Source organism: Natronosalvus rutilus, from assembly GCF_024204665.1.
Classification (GTDB): domain Archaea; phylum Halobacteriota; class Halobacteria; order Halobacteriales; family Natrialbaceae; genus Natronosalvus; species Natronosalvus rutilus.
On the sequence record NZ_CP100355.1, the window covers coordinates 2,998,571 to 3,015,566 of the forward strand.

18 protein-coding genes and 1 tRNA gene are annotated in these 16,996 nt (G+C 63.0%); 14 read left to right on the forward strand and 5 right to left on the reverse strand.

The genetic code is table 11. The features are described 5' to 3' along the window. The first annotated feature begins 121 nt into the window (after positions 1–121). A complete protein-coding gene (locus NGM29_RS14435) occupies positions 122–553 on the forward strand; it encodes a hypothetical protein (protein ID WP_254157066.1) in 432 nt (143 codons plus the stop codon). A 427-nt stretch (positions 554–980) separates the two neighbouring features. Here NGM29_RS14435 and NGM29_RS14440 read toward each other — a convergent pair whose 3' ends face one another. After that, entirely contained in the window at positions 981–1,304 is a 324-nt protein-coding gene (locus NGM29_RS14440; RefSeq protein WP_254157068.1) for a DUF7344 domain-containing protein, read from the reverse strand. 73 nt (positions 1,305–1,377) lie between these two features. Continuing rightward, positions 1,378–2,037 (reverse strand): helix-turn-helix domain-containing protein, encoded by a 660-nt coding sequence (locus NGM29_RS14445; protein WP_254157070.1) that lies wholly within the window; start codon positions 2,035–2,037, stop codon positions 1,378–1,380. A 287-nt stretch (positions 2,038–2,324) separates the two neighbouring features. Between NGM29_RS14445 and NGM29_RS14450 the strand changes: the two genes are divergently transcribed. Then, positions 2,325–3,410, forward strand: coding sequence for a PAS domain-containing sensor histidine kinase (locus NGM29_RS14450; RefSeq protein WP_254157072.1), 1,086 nt, complete (start codon positions 2,325–2,327; stop codon positions 3,408–3,410). A 616-nt stretch (positions 3,411–4,026) separates the two neighbouring features. Here the strand turns inward: NGM29_RS14450 and NGM29_RS14455 are convergent. Beyond that, positions 4,027–4,100 (reverse strand) — tRNA-Lys (locus NGM29_RS14455). Positions 4,101–4,249: 149 nt separating this feature from the next. Between NGM29_RS14455 and NGM29_RS14460 the strand changes: the two genes are divergently transcribed. Then, a complete protein-coding gene (locus NGM29_RS14460) occupies positions 4,250–5,692 on the forward strand; it encodes a DHH family phosphoesterase (RefSeq protein WP_254157074.1) in 1,443 nt (480 codons plus the stop codon). A 78-nt stretch (positions 5,693–5,770) separates the two neighbouring features. Here the strand turns inward: NGM29_RS14460 and NGM29_RS14465 are convergent, their stop codons facing one another. Then, positions 5,771–6,064 (reverse strand): PRC-barrel domain-containing protein, encoded by a 294-nt coding sequence (locus NGM29_RS14465; protein ID WP_254157076.1) that lies wholly within the window; start codon positions 6,062–6,064, stop codon positions 5,771–5,773. 178 nt (positions 6,065–6,242) lie between these two features. Here NGM29_RS14465 and NGM29_RS14470 point away from each other — a divergent pair, with 178 nt between their 5' ends. The 10 genes from NGM29_RS14470 (at position 6,243) to NGM29_RS14515 (ending at position 14,692) form a co-directional block, all read left to right on the forward strand. After that, entirely contained in the window at positions 6,243–6,950 is a 708-nt protein-coding gene (locus NGM29_RS14470; RefSeq protein WP_254157078.1) for an HD domain-containing protein, read from the forward strand. 4 nt (positions 6,951–6,954) lie between these two features. Beyond that, positions 6,955–7,647 carry a cyclase family protein gene (locus NGM29_RS14475; protein WP_254157080.1) on the forward strand — a complete coding sequence of 231 codons (693 nt, stop codon included), beginning with the start codon at positions 6,955–6,957 and terminating at the stop codon, positions 7,645–7,647. An 87-nt stretch (positions 7,648–7,734) separates the two neighbouring features. After that, entirely contained in the window at positions 7,735–8,100 is a 366-nt protein-coding gene (locus NGM29_RS14480; protein WP_254157082.1) for a hypothetical protein, read from the forward strand. A gap of 102 nt (positions 8,101–8,202) precedes the next feature. Beyond that, a complete protein-coding gene (msrA, locus tag NGM29_RS14485) occupies positions 8,203–8,742 on the forward strand; it encodes a peptide-methionine (S)-S-oxide reductase MsrA (protein ID WP_254157084.1) in 540 nt (179 codons plus the stop codon). Between the two features lie 84 nt (positions 8,743–8,826). Then, complete coding sequence (locus NGM29_RS14490; RefSeq protein ID WP_254157086.1) at positions 8,827–9,579, forward strand: helix-turn-helix transcriptional regulator; 753 nt, start codon at positions 8,827–8,829, stop codon at positions 9,577–9,579. Positions 9,580–9,648: 69 nt separating this feature from the next. Beyond that, the gene (locus NGM29_RS14495) at positions 9,649–10,455 is read left to right on the forward strand and encodes a cob(I)yrinic acid a,c-diamide adenosyltransferase (protein ID WP_254157088.1); all 807 of its coding nucleotides are present in this window, start codon (positions 9,649–9,651) and stop codon (positions 10,453–10,455) included. Between the two features lie 105 nt (positions 10,456–10,560). Next, entirely contained in the window at positions 10,561–11,325 is a 765-nt protein-coding gene (locus tag NGM29_RS14500; protein WP_254157089.1) for an ABC transporter ATP-binding protein, read from the forward strand. Positions 11,326–11,377: 52 nt separating this feature from the next. Continuing rightward, positions 11,378–12,808, forward strand: coding sequence for a hypothetical protein (locus NGM29_RS14505; protein WP_254157090.1), 1,431 nt, complete (start codon positions 11,378–11,380; stop codon positions 12,806–12,808). A gap of 43 nt (positions 12,809–12,851) precedes the next feature. Beyond that, complete coding sequence (locus NGM29_RS14510; protein WP_254157092.1) at positions 12,852–14,246, forward strand: bifunctional metallophosphatase/5'-nucleotidase; 1,395 nt, start codon at positions 12,852–12,854, stop codon at positions 14,244–14,246. A gap of 35 nt (positions 14,247–14,281) precedes the next feature. After that, on the forward strand, positions 14,282–14,692 hold the full coding sequence (locus tag NGM29_RS14515) for a universal stress protein (protein ID WP_254157094.1): 411 nt from the start codon (positions 14,282–14,284) through the stop codon (positions 14,690–14,692). Positions 14,693–14,801: 109 nt separating this feature from the next. Here the strand turns inward: NGM29_RS14515 and NGM29_RS14520 are convergent, their stop codons facing one another. Further along, positions 14,802–15,797 (reverse strand): mechanosensitive ion channel family protein, encoded by a 996-nt coding sequence (locus tag NGM29_RS14520; protein ID WP_254157095.1) that lies wholly within the window; start codon positions 15,795–15,797, stop codon positions 14,802–14,804. Positions 15,798–15,922: 125 nt separating this feature from the next. Here NGM29_RS14520 and trmB point away from each other — a divergent pair, with 125 nt between their 5' ends. After that, complete coding sequence (gene trmB / locus NGM29_RS14525; RefSeq protein ID WP_254157096.1) at positions 15,923–16,981, forward strand: HTH-type sugar sensing transcriptional regulator TrmB; 1,059 nt, start codon at positions 15,923–15,925, stop codon at positions 16,979–16,981. Positions 16,982–16,996 lie beyond the last annotated feature (15 nt).

Here is a 16,996-nt window from a genome sequence, read left to right on the forward strand (position 1 = left end):
AGCACGACGGTATCGTTTGTTTCACGTCGAAACGGATGAACAACCTGTTCGGTAGATGTGCGGATGCCTCACTTCCAATTACATCACCAAACTTATCACTTAGAATTATTAATAACTTAGCATGGTTTCCGACCATACTCCCTCCAGCGAGGCGTTGTCACGTCGGAAAATCCTTGCATCCGGTGCTGTGATTGGTGCGACCGGGCTAGCAGGGTGTTCAGGTGATGCCAGTTCTGAGTCCCCCGACTGTACGACAACCGCTCTCGAACACGGTGACGGAGATGTCCTACAGCAAGCGAGTGCTATGATATCCGATGAATCAGTTGCGCTGCTGGTCTCATTACAGGAATCAGGTGACACACTCCCTATCGAGTCAATTCTTCTCAAGAACTCTGAAGGCGACCTCCTAAACGAAATCCCCACAACCGATGCTCGTGAATACCGTATCACTATCGGCTCACCACCACACCACGGCCGCCTCGCACTACTCGCTGAAAACGACCAAAGCGACGAAATCGACTCGATGGAAATCGAATACCACTGTACTGATTAGTAACTGAGTCGTCTGATCTCTGCATTCTCTCTACTGAACGAGTGGGCTGCCCCGAGAATGGGCGTCGGTCCCTGCGACATTCGCGCTTTGTATCTTGCAGAGGTGCAGTGAGCTACCGAATCGCTGTCAAGAGAGCCGTGCAAGATACAGAGGATGTGTGCAGCACGGAGACTACATTTGATTCAGAAAGAAACGACTGAAACACTCATGAGGTAGCTCTGTGATTCAGACGGTCGTTGGACCTGCTTCGGTCAGATCACCTCTTCGTCGCAGTGTAACATAGTCGGCGCTGATTATCGACTCAGTTGCGGTGTGTTTGAACTCCGCTCCGCCGCATGCCGGATACTCATCTTGACGGGACCGTAGGTCTCGTTTTCCTGAACCGCTTGCACGAACTCGCCGCACGCCCGGCACATTCCCTATTCCATCAGGCGCCCTCCACGTTGGCAGGGAACGCGCGCCACTCCGTCGACGGATGCTCGCAGGCGCATACCGTCCGCGTCCGGGCGTCGTACTCGATGAACCCTGCTTCAGCCAACTTCGGCAGTGCCACGTGGTGCAGTTCGATGGCGACGTGTCTTCGGTCATCGGTGATCTCGTCTTGGCTGAGGAGTTCGTCGACGAGGTTCTCAACCGAGGCAACGTCGTCCTCACCGGCCACCAGATATCGCAGGACCTGGCGCCGGTACGCGCTGGCCAGCACATCGCAGAACCTAGTCTGCGTGTCGCAATCGGTCGGTGGCGCGTTCATATATACTCGCAGTCATCCACTACAGTTGGAACTCACTATTGAAGGGTCAACCCTTTTTTGAGTAGGGTTCGTCTCACCTGAGGTCGCTTGCAGACGTGAGCAACACCTGCTGGAGGATCTTCTCGTTCCCGCGGCGAATCCGGTTCGAGACGGCCTGCTCGCTGATGTCGAGTTCCTCAGCGAGGGCGTCGAGCCCGGTCTCTCGCGGGGTGGCGAAGTACCCCCGCCGGGCGGCGAGGACCAGGGCCTCGCGCTGTTCTTGAGAGAGGTTGAACCGGTGACCACGCTCGGTCGTTTCGGTCAACGTGTACGTCCGGTCGATGTGAATCGGGAGGTCGTGTTCGAGGATGAAATTGTGAAAGAGCGAGAGCTTGTCGTGATCGGGTAAGCGCAGCCGGAAGGTCCACTGTTCGTTGCCGCGGGCATCGAGGACGACCGCGTCTGCCTCCGCAATCCCTTCGATGAGGTCGGTCGGGTCGTCTGTCCATACGATCCGATACAGGGCACTCTCTTCGACCGTGTCCAGTGCGAGGAACTCCTTGACCGCCGGATGGGCCTGGACTTGTGCCTCGAATGCGTCGTGGCTGTCGCCGGTCGCCCAGATGAACGGCATAATCATGGGTCCCGTCGGGACGATGCGTTCGAGTTCGAGGTGCATATTCGGGGTTCCCGAGAGAACCTCCCCGAGCTGAAAGTCCTCACTGCCAATGGTGAACTCCAGGATGACACTCATGAACCGCCAAACGGGAGCCAGCAATGTGAACTCCTCGGGGTCAAGCCCCGAGGCACTCGGCCTGCTTTTCCTGTAGAGATTTCCTGCCCCGGGTTGATCGAGCAAGCGGAGTACTTGGCGTTCCCTGTCAGCTGCAGTCTCTGTGCTGCATCTGCGCCACGTATCTCGTACACCTTGCTCGACCTCTCGAAGGTTACCAGGAGTGGCGTGCAAGATCCAGAGAGTGTCCCGTCTCCTGTAACCAGAATGGGAACAACGTTATCTACGTCAGCCTTCTGGAAACGGATATGAATGCCCGGGAGCCAGAGACTCTTATTCCGGCGGCTGTAGAGACACTCCCGATCAACTTTGCAATCCTCGATGACGAAGGGACGATCCTGTATACGAATCGTGCATGGCAGGAGTTTGGCAAGGCGAACGATATCGATATTCGGCCAGATACCATCGGAACTAACTATCTGACGATCACCAGACAAGCGGAGACGGAAACGGCACAGACGGCTGCTGCCGGGCTATCCGAGATTTTGACGGGCGGACGGGAACTCTTCGAGTTCGAATATCCGTGCCACTCTCCCGACAACCAGCGGTGGTTTCTCATGCGGGCAGCATCGTTCACCGACGGTGAGCAGCGATACGTCGCTGTTGCGCATTTCGACATCACCGATCGATACACGTATCAGCGCCGGTTGGAAGAATCCAACGAGCGTCTCCAGCAGTTCGCCAGCGTTGCCTCTCACGACCTGCAAGAGCCGTTACGGATGGTCACGAGCTACCTGCAACTGCTCGAGAGTCGGTATAGCGACGAACTCGACGAGGACGCCAAAGAGTTCATCGAGTTCGCAGTTGATGGTGCCGAGCGGATGGAGGCAATGATCGACGGGTTGCTTACGTATTCCAGAGTCGAAACACAGGGGAAGCCCTTCGATTCAGTCAATCTGGAGGCAGTACTCGACGATGTGTTGACGGATCTTGATATCCGACTCGACGAAACCGGTGCTAAAATCACTGCTGAACCGCTGCCGACTGTCAGCGGTGACGCCAGCCAACTTCGCCAACTCTTTCAGAACCTGATGGAAAACGCTCTCCAGTACAGCGGCGAGCAGGAACCCCGAGTAGCAATCTCTGCGACGCGTGACGAGGAGGAGTGGATCGTTTCGGTCAGTGACGAGGGGATCGGTATCGATCAGGAGGATGCAGATCGCGTTTTCAAGGTGTTCCAGCGACTTCACAGCCACGAGGAGTACGAAGGGACAGGGATCGGTCTCGCACTTTGCAAGCGAATTGTGGAACGACACGGCGGGGAAATTTGGATTGACTCGAACCCAGACGACGGCTCGACGTTCTCGTTTACGCTTCCGGCTGCCGATACGTAAACGACTCGTATTGAACGATTGGACTCCTTTCAGAATGGGCGTCTGCCCGTGCGACATTCGCGCTCTGTATGCAGCACGGTCGTTGAAACCTATCATCTCTTGGGGTTTCAACAAAGCCAATGAAGTATTCTCCGCGCACAGGTAGAACCGTCCGCTCAAAAACCAGTCCGAGTGGTGGCCGGATTCATTGTCCCAGTCGACACCACGGCAGGGCGGTGAAATCGGATACTGACGGGAGATTTCGAAACGAGTGAAAACAGGATGTACTTGTCCAGGGTCAAACAGTTCTATTTCCCTTCACTCTGAAGTTTGGCTATCTCGTGACCGTCTGGAAGAAGCGAACTGGACAGATAACGTGGATGCAAGTACCGGATTGACTGAGTTCGTCGTAGGAGCGGTTGGCTACTTTGTGAACAAAGAAACTAACTGTGTTCAACTGTGTTTGGCGTCGACCGTCAGAATGGAGGTTTTGCGCGCGAGAACTCAGTAGTAGATGCTAGACGTGGTAGAGTACCGTTCACCGCGTTATTCAACTCAAACAGTGAGTGCGTTAGCGCGGAGCCAATCAGCTTCCCGTCTGCCGATTATCGTGACTCACTTTCGTGAATTAATTAAGCGGGCCGGGCGCGATTTGAACACGCGACCGTCTGATTAAGAGTCAGACGCTCTGCCTAACTGAGCTACCGGCCCTGTACATTCGAGTTTTTGCCCGCCGCTCAAATAGGTTTCCTTTAGGAAGCAATGTGGCACGCACGGACATGCCGTCGGCCGGACAGTGCAACGACAACCGTAACCGTCTTCGGGAACGTTAAGTACAGTCGGTTCAACCGGACTGTCACATGAGTACGGGGGTTACAATTTCGTCGATCTCGGACTACGCGATCCTCGGGTGCGGGAGCGTCGGCTACGCCGTCGCCGAGGAACTCGCCGAGCAGGGAAAAGACGTCCTGATCATCGACCGCGACGAAAACCGCGTCGAGTCCCTCCGTGACCAGGACCTCGACGCCAGAACCGCCGACATCCGCGAGGTCGAGGCCGCCAACCTCGTCGCCGACCGCTCGGTCGTCCTCATCCTCGCCTCCGACGTCGAGGCCAACAAACAGGCCGTCGAGCACATTCGCAACGTCAACGGCGACCAGTTCATCGTCGCGCGCGCGAGCGATCCAGTCTCCGGCGACGAACTCGCCGACCTCGGGGCCGACATCGTCATCAACCCCTCGACCGTCATCGCCGACTCCGCACTACGAGCCCTCGAGTCCGGCGAACTTGAGCACAACGCCGCGACCCTCGCGGGCCTGCTCGAGGAGACGACGGGTCGGCTGGCGATCCTCACCCAGCCGAGCCCCGACCCCGATTCGATCGCCAGCGGAGCGGCGTTGCAGGCGATCGCTGCCCATCTCGGCATCGAATCCGACATCATCTACCTCGGGGACATCGGCCACCAAGAGAACCGGGCGTTCGTCAACTTACTCGGCATCGACCTCCTGCAGTGGGACGACGTCGAGGACCAGTCGGTCTACGACACCGTCGCGCTCGTCGACCACACGAGCACCGAGGACCTCACGCTCGAGGTCGACGTGCTAATCGACCACGCCGAGCCCGAGGAGGGCCTCGAGCCTTTCTTTACCGACATTCGGCCCAACATGTCCTCGACCTCGACGATCATGACGAAGTACATCCAGGAGTTCGACATGAACGTCTCCGAGGAAGTGGCGACGGCGCTGCTCTACGGCATCCGCGCCGAAACCCTCGATTTCAAACGCGACACGACGCCCGCAGACCTCACCGCCGCCGCCTACCTCTATCCCTTCGCGAACCACGACACGCTCGAGCAAGTCGAGTCGCCCTCGATGTCGCCCGAGACGCTCGACGTGCTGGCCGAGGCCATCGCGAATCGGGACGTCCAGGGGAGTCACCTCGTCTCGAACGCTGGCTTCGTTCGCGACCGGGAGGCGCTGATGCAGGCCGCGAGCCACCTCCTGAACCTGGAAGGCGTGACGACGACGGCCGTCTTCGGGGTGGCGGAGGAGACCATCTTCCTCGCCGCTCGCTCGAAGGACATACGAATGAACATCGGGAGCGTCCTGGCCGACGCCTATGGCGAGATCGGCGAGACGGCGGGTCACTCGACGCAAGCCAGCGCGGAGATTCCCCTCGGGATCTTTACGGGAATCGAAATCTCCGACGACACGCGCGAGACGCTCCTGACGCTGACTGAGGAGGCCGTGAAGCGAACACTGTTCGACGCGATGGGCGTCGAGGGCGAAGGAAACGGGAGCTAAGACGGTCCGCTCTTGATAGGATAGATAGAAGCGAATTGGTGGTGTCTGTGTCCACGACCGCAGCCGCGTACCGCCAGCCTACGCGACCAGTTCGTCTTCTTCCTCGTCCGGTTCCTTGACGCGTTCGACGACGTCGGTCACGAGGATGATGTCACCGACGGAACGGACCCACCGGTACGGCAGGATGACGCCACGAGCGGTGGTGACTTCGTCGCCGAAGAGTTCGTAGTTGAGTCCCCCCAGTGCCAGTCCGGTGACGGCTTCGCCGCCGACGTTCAGTCGCAGGTCCTCGACTTCGCCGACGAAGACGCCGTTGTTCGAGTAGACCTCGCGTCCGACGAGCGAGGTAATCTCCTGTGGAGTGTCGTCCATGTACCCACCCATGCACGGCGGACTCTTAATTCTTAGTCAGACAGTCCGGTGCTCGAGTGGGTGTTCACCGATTCCTCGATCACGCGATCACTCGTTCACTCGAGTTCGCGCGGCCGGTCGAGGATCGCCCCATCGGTCGTTCCCGAACGATTTTGTCGGCGGCCACGAACGAGTGCCCATGAACGACGTTCTCGAGCGGGTTCGCCCCGTCGCCAGATCCTACTTCGACGACGCGGTGACGCCGGCCCACGACTGGCACCACGTCATGCGCGTCGAGACGAACGCGCGCCGCCTCGCTGCCGAACGGACGGACGTCGACCAGGACGTACTGCTGTTGGCTGCGGTTCTCCACGACATCGGCAGACCGAAGGAAGATTCGGGCGCCATCGACGACCACGCCGAGTGGGGTGCCCGCGAGGCCCGGACGATTCTCGAGTCGGTCGACCACCCTCCAGAGTCGGTCGACGCCGTCGCCCACTGCATCCGCGCGCACCGCTTCTCGAACGACGTCGACCCCCGGACGGCCGAGGCACGCCTCCTCTCGGACGCCGACAACCTGGACGCGCTCGGAGCCATCGGCCTCGCGCGCACGTTCTCCTTCGGGGGCGAACTCGGAACGACGATTCACGATCCCGGCCTCCCGCCGGCCGAGGATGATACGCGTGCTGGCGCAACCAGCATCAACCACGTTCACAAGAAGTTGCTCCGACTGCCCGAACGCATGTACACGCCCGAGGGACGGGCCGTCGCCGAGGAGCGCGCGAAGGTCGTCGACTCGTTCCTCGAGTCGCTCGAGTGTGAGGTGAGCGGTGGGTCGAGCGACCACGACTCGAGCAGCGAGCCGATCGATTACGACTCGAGCGAGGAGCAAGGAGACGGAGCGTGAATCGATGCCTATCCACGATCTCTCGTACCCGCTCGAGACCGGCATGCCTGTCTATCCTGGTTCGCCGCCGGTCGCGGTCGAACCCGCAACGACCGTCGAGGACGATGGTTACGCGACCACGGACCTGTCGTTCGATTCCCACACGGGGACGCACATCGACGCGCCCGCGCACATGCGATCGGATGGCCCGACGCTCGACGACTTCGACGTGGAACGGTTCCGATTTCGGGCCGTTCTCGCGGATTGCCGTCCGCTCGAGCCTCGAGAACCGATTGGGGCGGACGACCTCGAGCGGGCGGTAGCCGCTGGTGCGGACGCAGACACGATCGGCAACGAAGACGGAGACCCCGACCTCCTCATCTGCCGAACTGGCTGGGAAACCCACTGGGGAACCGACCGAGCGTTCGACCACCCCTACCTGACCGCATCGGCTGCCGACTGGCTGGTCGAGCGCGAACTCGACCTCGGCATCGACGCGATGAACGTCGACCCAACGCCAGGAAGCGACCCCGCCCCGGACGAACCGGACGGCTACCCGTTCCACCGAACGATGTTCGCCGACGACCGGGTCCTCCTCGAGAACCTCAGGGGGCTCGAGGCGCTTCCCACCGGCGAGGTGTTCACCGTCCACGCGTATCCACTCGCGGTCGCGAACGCCGACGGCGCCCCGGTACGGGCGGTCGCCATGGTCGAGTGAGACGAGCGAGAGCGAGACAGGCGAGATGGGCGAGAGCGAGCCGTCGTCTCAGAACGCTTTTCCCCCGATCGGTCCTTGCTTGAGGTAATGGCACTTCCCGCCCAGTTCGTGGTCGCCCTCGTCGGTGCCGTTCTCGTCGCCGTCGCCACCATCGTCGTCTACCGGGACGCCGACCGCCTCGAGTTCGAGCGGCCGTGGCTGTGGGCCGCCGTCGTCGCCGCCCCGATGCTCCTCGCGCTGTCGCTCCACCTCGTGATCGGGACCGTCCCGATCCCGGGCCTGCTCGTGCTCGTGGTCGCGGGGCTCGCCTTCTACGCGTTCGAACGCGACGACGCGGTCCACGGCGACGATACCGCCGATCCACACGTCCTCCCCGGCGGGTCCGATGCAGGTGATGGGCCTCCACCAGGCGAATCCGATGCGGAGACCGGCGAAGGCGAAGGCGATCGGTGACCGGCGATTCAGATACCGGCGAACGCGACGATAATCGGTGACCTGATGCCAGAACGACTGAAACCCCGTCACACCTTTTGCCGGTCAGCACGTACGACGTCCATGGAACGAACGACCGTCGGCGGCGGCTGTTTCTGGTGTATCGAGGCGGCGTACAAGGAACTCGAGGGCATCGAGTCGGTCACGTCGGGCTACGCGGGCGGCCACGTCGAGGACCCAAGCTACGAGGCCGTTTGCAGGGGCGAGACCGGCCACGCGGAAGTCGTCCAGCTCGAGTACGACCCCGACGTGATCGGGTACGACCAGATACTCGAGGTCTTCTTCACCGTCCACGACCCGACGCAGGTGAACCGACAGGGACCGGACGTCGGCAGCCAATACCGATCGGTGATCTTCACCCACGACGACGAGCAACGCGAACTCGCAACGGCGTTCATCGAAGAACTCGAGGCGGAGGGCGTCTACGACGACGAAATCGCGACCGAAGTCGAACCGCTCGAGACGTTCTACGAGGCCGAGGCGTATCACCAGGACTACTTCGAGAAGAACCCCACGGACGCCTACTGTCGGATGCACGCCGCGCCAAAGATCGACAAGGTTCGCGAGCGGTTCACCGAGCGCGTAGCCGGATCGACGCAGTAGCGAGTGGCAGACGGAACCGTTTCGAACCTGGCAACGCCCGAGAGTTATTAATCCCTCACCACGAACCACGAGACGAACTGGTGCATGGACGAGTTACTCGCAGCGCGAAACGCCCTCCTCGAAGCCCTCCTCGAAACGCCACGGACGAAACCCGAACTCGTCGACGAACTGTCCACGTCCCGGTCGACGATCGACCGCGGGGTCGCGTCGTTGCTCGAGACCGGGTGTATCGAACGACGCGACTCGGCTTACCTCGCGACCGAGACGGGGCGACTCGCCTGTCGTGCTCGACGGGACTATCTCGCCGACCTGGATCGGATCGAACGGGGAAGACCGATCCTGACGGAACTCCCCCTCGAGTCGATCGACCTGTCGTTCCTTCGCGAGGCGTCGATCGACGTGCCGAGTCCGCAGGCGCCGTGGACGGCCCTCGAGACGAGCATGCGTCACATCCGCGAAGCGTCGGCGGTGTTCGGCACGGCCCCGGTGGTCTTCAATCTCTACTTCGACGAGTTCCTGGAGTCGATCGAGAACGGTGGATTGTGCGCGGAACTGATCCTCGATCAGAACCTGTTTTCCTCGCTCGACGATGGTCAGCACGACCAGCTTCGGGAGATCATCGAAGCGGACTGCGGTCGGCTGTACACGGCCACGCTCGAGATGCCATACGCCATCTGGATCGCCGAAGGAGAGACCGTCGTCGCCGGACTGACGGTGTACTCCGAGAACGGGCTCGCGGGCGTCCTTCGAACCGACGACCCCGAGAGCGTCGACTGGGTTCGCGAACGGTACCGCGAACGCCGAGCCGAGTCCGAACTCGTCTGGAACCCTGACTGAGGTCGGTCGGCGCGAGGAGGCGGCGGTCGATGGCATAAACGGTTAGGTCGTGACGGCCCGAGATGACCTATGGACGGGCCAGAGGAAAACGGCGGCGAGAGTAAGGGCGACAGCAATGGTGAGCGTGAGGGCGACAGCAATGGTGAGCGTGAGGGCGACAGCGACGTCGATAACGAACCGGAAGCCGGGACCGACGTCGGCAACGAGTCTGACGTCCTCGAGAACACTCCTGGTGGCGGAACCACGCCCGCCGCCCGGCCGATCACACCCGACGCCCCCTCGGAGTTCGGCCTGGTGCAGGTGTGGTGGGGCGACGGAAAGGGAAAGACCACGGCCGCGATGGGACTGGGACTGCGGGCCGCGGGAAACGGCTTCCGGGTCCACATGCTCCAGTTCATGAAAGGCGGCGCCTCGAGCGTCGAGGCCGTCCGCGGCGAGTACAACGCCATCGAGTCGCTTCCCGGGTTCAGCTATGAGAACCTCGGCCACTACGGCTGGCACGGGATGGCCGACGGCAGCGACGACGTCGACCACGAGCGCGAGGCCAGATCCGGACTCGAGCGCGCTCGCGACCTGGTGTCGGCGGCGAACGAAGCCGACCTGACGACGCCGTTTCCGCTCGATTCCGATCCCGACGACGGCGTCCACATGCTCGTTCTCGACGAGATCCTCTACGCGGTCGAGAGCGACCTCATCGAGCCCGAATCCGTGGTCGAACTTCTCGAAATTAAACCGGACTCGCTCGAGATCGTGCTCACGGGCGGACACACCGAACCGGCGTACCTCCTCGAGCACGCCGACCTCGTGACGGAGGTTGCCAAGCGTCGACACCCGTTCGACGACGGCCAGCGGGCGCGACGCGGGACGGAGTACTGACGCGAGACAGTGTACTGACTGTCCGAAAACGACCCGCCGTGCTGTCACTCCTCGACAAAACGGACAGTACAGTTATGGGGAACGCCCGACGAATCGTCCACAGCAATGGTCGCGCTCCGCGTCGCCGGACTCGAGAAGTCGTTCGGGTCGGTGACCGCACTTTCGGAAATGAGTTTCGCCGTCGAGTCGGGCGAACTCTTCGGCTTTCTCGGCCCTAACGGCGCCGGCAAGACGACGACGATCGGCATCCTCACGGGCCGTCTCACGCCCGACGCGGGCGAGGTGTCCGTTCTGGGGACCGATCCCACGACCGAGCCGGTCGAGACGCGCCGACGCGTCGGAATCCTCCCCGAACAGCAGTCGCCGCCGAGCTTCCTGACGCCGCGCGAGTACTTCGAGTTCGTAGGCTCGATCCGCGAACTCGAGCCCGACACCGTTTCCGCCCGCGTCGACACCTGGGCCGACCGCCTCGGCTTCGCGAGCAAACTCGAGACGCTGCACACCGACCTCTCGCGAGGCCAGCAACAGAAGGTCATGATCACGCAGGCGTTCCTCCACGAACCCGACCTCGTCTTCATCGACGAACCGCTCGTCAACCTCGACCCGCTCGTCCAGGAGCGGGTGAAGGCGTTCCTGCTCGAGTACGTCGACCGCGGACACACGATATTCGTGTCGACCCACAACGTCGACGTCGCGGAGGCCATCTGCACCCGCGTCGGATTCGTTGCCGACGGGACCTGTCGGATCGTCGAGACGGCCTCCAACAGTGGTGGACTTCGCGAGCAATTCCTCGCGTACGTCGAGACGACCGATTCCGAGGACGTGCCGACGCTCAAGGACGAGGGCTCAAGTCCGGTGCCGCGCCACTAGTCCCGCTGTCACACGTATTCACGTACTACCACACTCACACACTACCGAACCAATGACTACGTCCCACGATTGGCTCGTCTTCCGCGCGCTCGCCCTCGAGGAGTGGCGACTCCACGCCCGACTGTTCGGCGGCCGACGGTTCTACGCCTTTCCGCTCGTCGTCGCCGCCCTCGTCGTCGCCGGTGGGTTCGCCCTGCGAGAGACGGGCTACGCGACCGATTCGATCCTGGCCGGCGTCCACGTCGCGGCCCTCGCCTTCGGCCTCTACAGCGGCACCGCCGCCTTCGCCGGCTCGGACATGCTCGAGAACGTCTTCGGCGACCTCTCCTTGCTCCTCTCGAGTGCGGACACCCTGCCGCTGTCCCGACGACGGTTGCTCGCACACTTCCTGCTGAAGGACGCCCTCTTCTACGGGGTAACGATGATCCTGCCGCTCTCGCTGGTGGTCGTCCCGCTCGAGGGGCTCTCGGTTTCGACGCCCGGGGACGTCATCGGGCTCTGGCTCTCGCTGTGGCTCGTCTTCGCTGCCGGAATGACGGCGACGCTCGCCCTCATCGCCCTTCGAACCCGAGGTCTCTCGACCCGGGGCGGACTGCTCGGCGCCCTCGCAGTCGGCGGCGCGTGGTTGGTCGCGGGCCGCCCTCGCCCGTCCGTCTCCGTGGCCGACCTCGTCCTGACCGAGGTGCCGCTCTGGCTGACTGCCTCCCTCGTCGCCGGACTCGTCGTGACCGCCGCGCTCTCCGTGCGAATCTACGATCCCGCGTACGTGCGCCCGACGCGGACGCACCGCCAGCGCTTTCGTGCGCTCGAGTCTCTGCCCGGGAGCGATCCTCTCGTCGCGAAGACGCTGCTCGACCTGGCTCGCTCGAGCGGCGGCGTCTGGAAGCCGCTCGTATCGGTGGGAATCCTCCTCGGCCTCGTCGTCGTGCTCGTCGGGGTCGTTCGAGACGGTGTCGGGGTCGAACCCGCGCTCGGCCCGTTCTTTGGGAGCGTGCTCGGCCTGTCGGCCTTCACGACCTACAACTGGCTGACCCAGTTCGACGCGGTCGAGTCCTACGCGGCCTACCCCGTCTCGGTTGCGGCTGTCTTTCGGGCGAAGCGAGTCGCCTTCTACCTCGTCGGCCTCCCGACGATGACGCTCGCCTACCTCGTTGCACTCGCCTGGGCTCGACCGCCGCTTCTCGACGCCGTCGTCGGGTTCGTGCTCCTCGTCGGCCTCGCGCTGTACTACTACGGGCTGACGGTCTTCGTCGCCGGCTTCGACCCCAACGAGTTCCTCTTCGACGCGGTCCGGTTCGGTGCGTTCACCCTCGGCATCGCCGTCGCCCTGGTCCCGACGCTCGTCGTTGGCTTCGTCGCCGCGCCGCTGACTACCACTATCGCGGCCGTACTGACCGCGATTGGCTGTATCGCCGGGGCGCTCGGATGGTGGCTCGCCGTCCGTTCGGAGCCGCGGTGGACGCGACGGTATCGCCGCGGGTGACGAACCGACGGAGCAAAGACCTTCGAATCGAAAGGACTGGCGAATGCCCGCTCGCGTCCTCCAGTACTCCGACGTCGAAAACGCCTGCGACGAGCCCGCACGGATCGGTCGGCTCGCGACCGCCCTCCAGCGGTACCGGGACGAGGACACGGTAGTCGTCGGCACCGGCGACAACACGGCACCCGGCGTGTTGCCGCTCGTGATGGAGGGGAGACAGGCCCTGGAATTTTACGACGCCGTCGACCCCGACCTCGAGACCTTCGGCAACCACGACTTCGATTTCGGCGTCGACGCGACTCGCGAGATCGTTCGCCGCTCCCCCCAGACCTGGCTGAGCGCGAACGTGCGGCGCAACGGCGGTCCGTTCGGGTCGGACGTGGGCGTCCGGCCGTGGACCGTGCTCGAGCGAGACGGGACGCGGGTCGGTTTCACGGGGGTCACGACGCCGCGGACGGTGTCGCTGAACCCGATGGCGACGGACATCGACGTTCGCGACCCCGTCGAGACGGCGCGGGCGGCGATCGACGACCTTCGCGACGAGGGGGTCGACTACGTCGTCGTCTGCTCACACCTCGGGCGAGGCGACGACGCTCTCGCTCGACAGGTCGACGCCGACGTCGTCCTCGGCGGGCACGTCCCGAGCGCCCGGAACGAGGTCGTCGAGGGGACGTTGCTCACGCGACCCGGCGACGGCGGGACGGCGATCGTGGACCTCTCGTTCGATCGCGACGGGCCGACCGCGACGATTCGGCGAACGACCGAACTCGAGCCCCACGAAGACGTGTGCCGGTCGTTCGAGACCCTCCAGGCCGAGACGGGACTCGACGAGGTGATCGCCCGCGTCGACGAACCGCTCGATCGGTCCGAGACGACGCTCTTTGGCGGCGAGGCCAGGCTCGGGAACTTCGTCACCGACGCCTATCGCTGGAAAACCGGGACAGACGTCGCCATCCAGAACAGCGGCGGGCTCAGGACCGGGACGACGCTCTCGGGTGACGTCACGGTCGCCGACGTCATCAGCCTCGTCCCGTTCGAGGAACCCGTCGCCGTCGCCGAGGTCAGCGGGTCGACCCTCGAGGCCATCTTCGAGGGTGCCGCCGGACTCGACCTGGGTTTTGCCGAACCGGACTGGTGGCACGCCCAAGTGAGCGGCGCCGTCCTCGAGTGGAACCCGACGGATCACCGCGTCGTCGTCGACAGCGTCGGCGGAGAACCGCTCGATCCCGACCAGTGTTACCGAGTGGCAACCTCCGATTACCTCTTTCACACCGACGACGAGTTTCCCGCGCTGGACCCGGCAGATCGCGTCGAGCGAACCGAGGCTTGCCAGTACGATGTGCTGGTCGAATACGCCAGACGGCACGGCATCGACCCCGCTATCGAGGGGCGCGTGCGTCGACTCGAATCACGACTCGAGTCGAGCGAACGCACCGAGTGAAACGTTTACCACTACGGACCGCGTTTCCTCTCCTGATGACACTGGTCGTGGTCCCCGTTCGGTACCCATTAACGAACAATTCTCGCCGCACGCTCGAGGAGGCTATCGAGGTCGCCAAGGAGCGGAACGCGGCTCTCTCGGTGCTGCACGTCAATCTCTATCAGAACGGAAAGACGGTGACGCGGACGGATCTGAAATCGGCTGTCGAGCGACAGTTCGGCCGTCTAGAGAACACTCGATACGTCGTTCGATCGGGGTTTCTCGTCGAGGAGACGATTCTCGACGAAGTCGCCGGCGAAGAGGCGGATGTCGTCGTCGTGGGAACCAAACAGGTGAGCCGCTGGCGACGCATCCTCGGACGGGTGATGGACAATCCCAACATCGAGCGCTACCTCAAGAACCACCTCGAGTGCGAAGTGATCACGGTCGGCCAGGCCGTCGCGTAGGCTGAGTCAGGGACCCTTTTCGTGGCGAGACTGCCCCGCTCGTTGTAACCCGGGCTGGACGGCTACTGGTCGAGACTGGAGTCCGTGTCTCAAACGGGTCGATCGTGGGCTATTCGTTCCCGTCTCCGTCCCCATCGGCGACCTGTTCGTGTTTTCGGCTCGTCGGCCGGGGCTCGAGTTCGCGGTCGACCTGCGCGACCCGGGCAGTACCACTGGTTTCGTCGAAGACGTGGTGGGTGTGCGGGTAGGCGAACTCGACTCCCTCCGCGCTAAACCGGTCGCGGATCGCTCGATTGACCGCCGAGCGGACGACCGTGATCTTGTACGGGTGGTTCACCCAGAATCGGACCTGCAGGGTGACGCCGCTGTCGCCGTACTGGAGGACGTCGCACGTCGGCGAGGCGGCGTACCGGGCGCTCCCGATGCGAATGTCCGGGCCGCCGGCGATCACGTTGTCGACGCCTCGCGTCGCTCGTTCGGAGACGCGTATGGCCGTCTCGAGGTCGCTCTCGTAGGTAATCTCGAACGAGACGGACAGTCGCGTCCGTTCGTCCTCCGCGGAGAAGTTGACGACGTCTCGGGCATTGATCTCCGAGTTCGGGATGACGATGAACGTATTCTCGAGCGTGAATATCTTCGTGTAGCGGATCGTAATGTCCTCGACGAACCCCCGGTGGCCGCTGTCGGTGACTTCGATCATGTCGCCGATTTCGTAGGGCTGGTCCGAGAGGACGAACAGGCCGTTGATCAGGCTGCCGACCAGGGGCGCGAGCACGATACCCACCATAGCCGAGATGACGGTCACCGGAAGCAGGATTTCGACGCCGGTCAGACCGAGAATGTTGGCGGCGATCAGGACCGTGAACGCGATGACTGTGATTCGAACGGCCCGAAGGACCGTTCGCGTCACCGACGGCCGTTCGATTTTCTGGGCGATCGTTCGGCCAGTGAGGCGAACGACGACCTTCGAGAGATACCAGCCGACGATCAGCACGAACGCGGCGAACGCCAGGTCGACGACCCCGGGTGGAATCCAGTCGGGAGCGAGAGACCGGAGCCCCTCCTCGACGGCCGTCTCGTTGCCACCCGTGGCGTTCTGCAGCATACCCTCACTGTCAGGGGCGTCGTGGTTAAGCGTTCTGAAGGGTTCGACGCTGGGTACTCTGTTCTGAAATCAGGTGCTACTCGAAACATAAGAAATGTTTTAGCGGTCGCGTTCGATGACCGCGTATGGCCACTGACGAACTGCGTTCGACGGTCGAACGCGTGGGCGATCGATTCAATCTCGGCGAGTACGAGATCGACGCCTACCTGACCGTCCTCGCACACGGACAGCTCACGGCGAGCGAAATCGCCGATCGAACCGACATCCCACAGCCGCGCGTCTACGACACCGTCCGCAGTCTGAGCGACCGCGGCCTGGTCGAACTCCGCGAATCCCGCCCGATGAAGATCGTCGCGATCGACCCCGGCGACGCCTTCGACGACGTTCAGGACGCCCTCGAGGAGATGATCGACGAACTCGAGGCCCGGTACACCGCTCCGGCGCGGGAGACCGAGGCCGTCTCCCTCGTGAAGTCGCGGTCGACGATCCTGCGCTACCTCGAGGAGATCATCGAGCAGGCCGAGTACGAACTGGCGCTCTCGCTGACTCCCGACCTGCTGATCCGCTTCGAGGACCAGCTCCGGGCGGCGACGAGCGCCGACGTCAGCGTCGACCTGATCGTGACGCCCGCCGTGGAGGCACCCCTTCCCGCGGAGTTCGACTACGAGGCCGTGGCGACGACGGCGCGTGCCCGCCGCGGGATCACGACGCCGGTCATCGCCGTCGCCGACGGCAACTATTCGATGTACGCGACCCAGGACGCGCTCCGGGACGATCAGGACCGATACGGCGTCATCTTCAATCGCTCCGCGCTCGGCTTCCTGGTGTCGGGCTTCTTCGGCACCGTGCTCTGGACGACCGCCGAGCAAATCCTGGGTGAGAACAGCGAAGGTCGTCCCTATCCCCGGAAATACGCCTCCATCCGCCGTTGTGTCAAGGACCTCATCGAGGACGGTGGCGAGTTCTACGCCACCATCGAGGGGCGCGACGTCGAGCGCGGGGGCTCGCGAGTCGTTCGTGGCCAGGTCGTCGACGTCTCCTTCGAGATGAGCGAGGAGGTCGCCAGCCTGACCCTCGAGACCGACGACGGCTCCGTGAGCGTCGGCGGCCGGGTCGCCGCAATCGAGGACGTCGAGGCCCACGAGATCCACATCGGTCGTCAGGAACCGCCGACGCTCGAGTAGTGTGTGAGTCGGTGC

Bases quoted from the DNA above. Each gene is read 5' to 3' on its own strand.
- NGM29_RS14440 (WP_254157068.1), bottom strand. From the start codon at position 1,304: ATGAACGCGCCACCGACCGATTGCGACACGCAGACTAGGTTCTGCGAT.
- NGM29_RS14520 (WP_254157095.1), bottom strand. From the start codon at position 15,797: ATGCTGCAGAACGCCACGGGTGGCAACGAGACGGCCGTCGAGGAGGGG.
- NGM29_RS14435 (WP_254157066.1), top strand. From the start codon at position 122: ATGGTTTCCGACCATACTCCCTCCAGCGAGGCGTTGTCACGTCGGAAA.
- NGM29_RS14480 (WP_254157082.1), top strand. From the start codon at position 7,735: ATGGCACTTCCCGCCCAGTTCGTGGTCGCCCTCGTCGGTGCCGTTCTC.
- NGM29_RS14490 (WP_254157086.1), top strand. From the start codon at position 8,827: ATGGACGAGTTACTCGCAGCGCGAAACGCCCTCCTCGAAGCCCTCCTC.
- NGM29_RS14460 (WP_254157074.1), top strand. From the start codon at position 4,250: ATGAGTACGGGGGTTACAATTTCGTCGATCTCGGACTACGCGATCCTC.
- NGM29_RS14505 (WP_254157090.1), top strand. From the start codon at position 11,378: ATGACTACGTCCCACGATTGGCTCGTCTTCCGCGCGCTCGCCCTCGAG.
- NGM29_RS14465 (WP_254157076.1), bottom strand. From the start codon at position 6,064: ATGGACGACACTCCACAGGAGATTACCTCGCTCGTCGGACGCGAGGTC.
- NGM29_RS14450 (WP_254157072.1), top strand. From the start codon at position 2,325: ATGAATGCCCGGGAGCCAGAGACTCTTATTCCGGCGGCTGTAGAGACA.
- trmB (WP_254157096.1), top strand. From the start codon at position 15,923: ATGGCCACTGACGAACTGCGTTCGACGGTCGAACGCGTGGGCGATCGA.
- NGM29_RS14445 (WP_254157070.1), bottom strand. From the start codon at position 2,037: ATGAGTGTCATCCTGGAGTTCACCATTGGCAGTGAGGACTTTCAGCTC.
- msrA (WP_254157084.1), top strand. From the start codon at position 8,203: ATGGAACGAACGACCGTCGGCGGCGGCTGTTTCTGGTGTATCGAGGCG.
- NGM29_RS14515 (WP_254157094.1), top strand. From the start codon at position 14,282: ATGACACTGGTCGTGGTCCCCGTTCGGTACCCATTAACGAACAATTCT.
- NGM29_RS14470 (WP_254157078.1), top strand. From the start codon at position 6,243: ATGAACGACGTTCTCGAGCGGGTTCGCCCCGTCGCCAGATCCTACTTC.
- NGM29_RS14500 (WP_254157089.1), top strand. From the start codon at position 10,561: ATGGTCGCGCTCCGCGTCGCCGGACTCGAGAAGTCGTTCGGGTCGGTG.
- NGM29_RS14475 (WP_254157080.1), top strand. From the start codon at position 6,955: ATGCCTATCCACGATCTCTCGTACCCGCTCGAGACCGGCATGCCTGTC.
- NGM29_RS14510 (WP_254157092.1), top strand. From the start codon at position 12,852: ATGCCCGCTCGCGTCCTCCAGTACTCCGACGTCGAAAACGCCTGCGAC.
- NGM29_RS14495 (WP_254157088.1), top strand. From the start codon at position 9,649: ATGGACGGGCCAGAGGAAAACGGCGGCGAGAGTAAGGGCGACAGCAAT.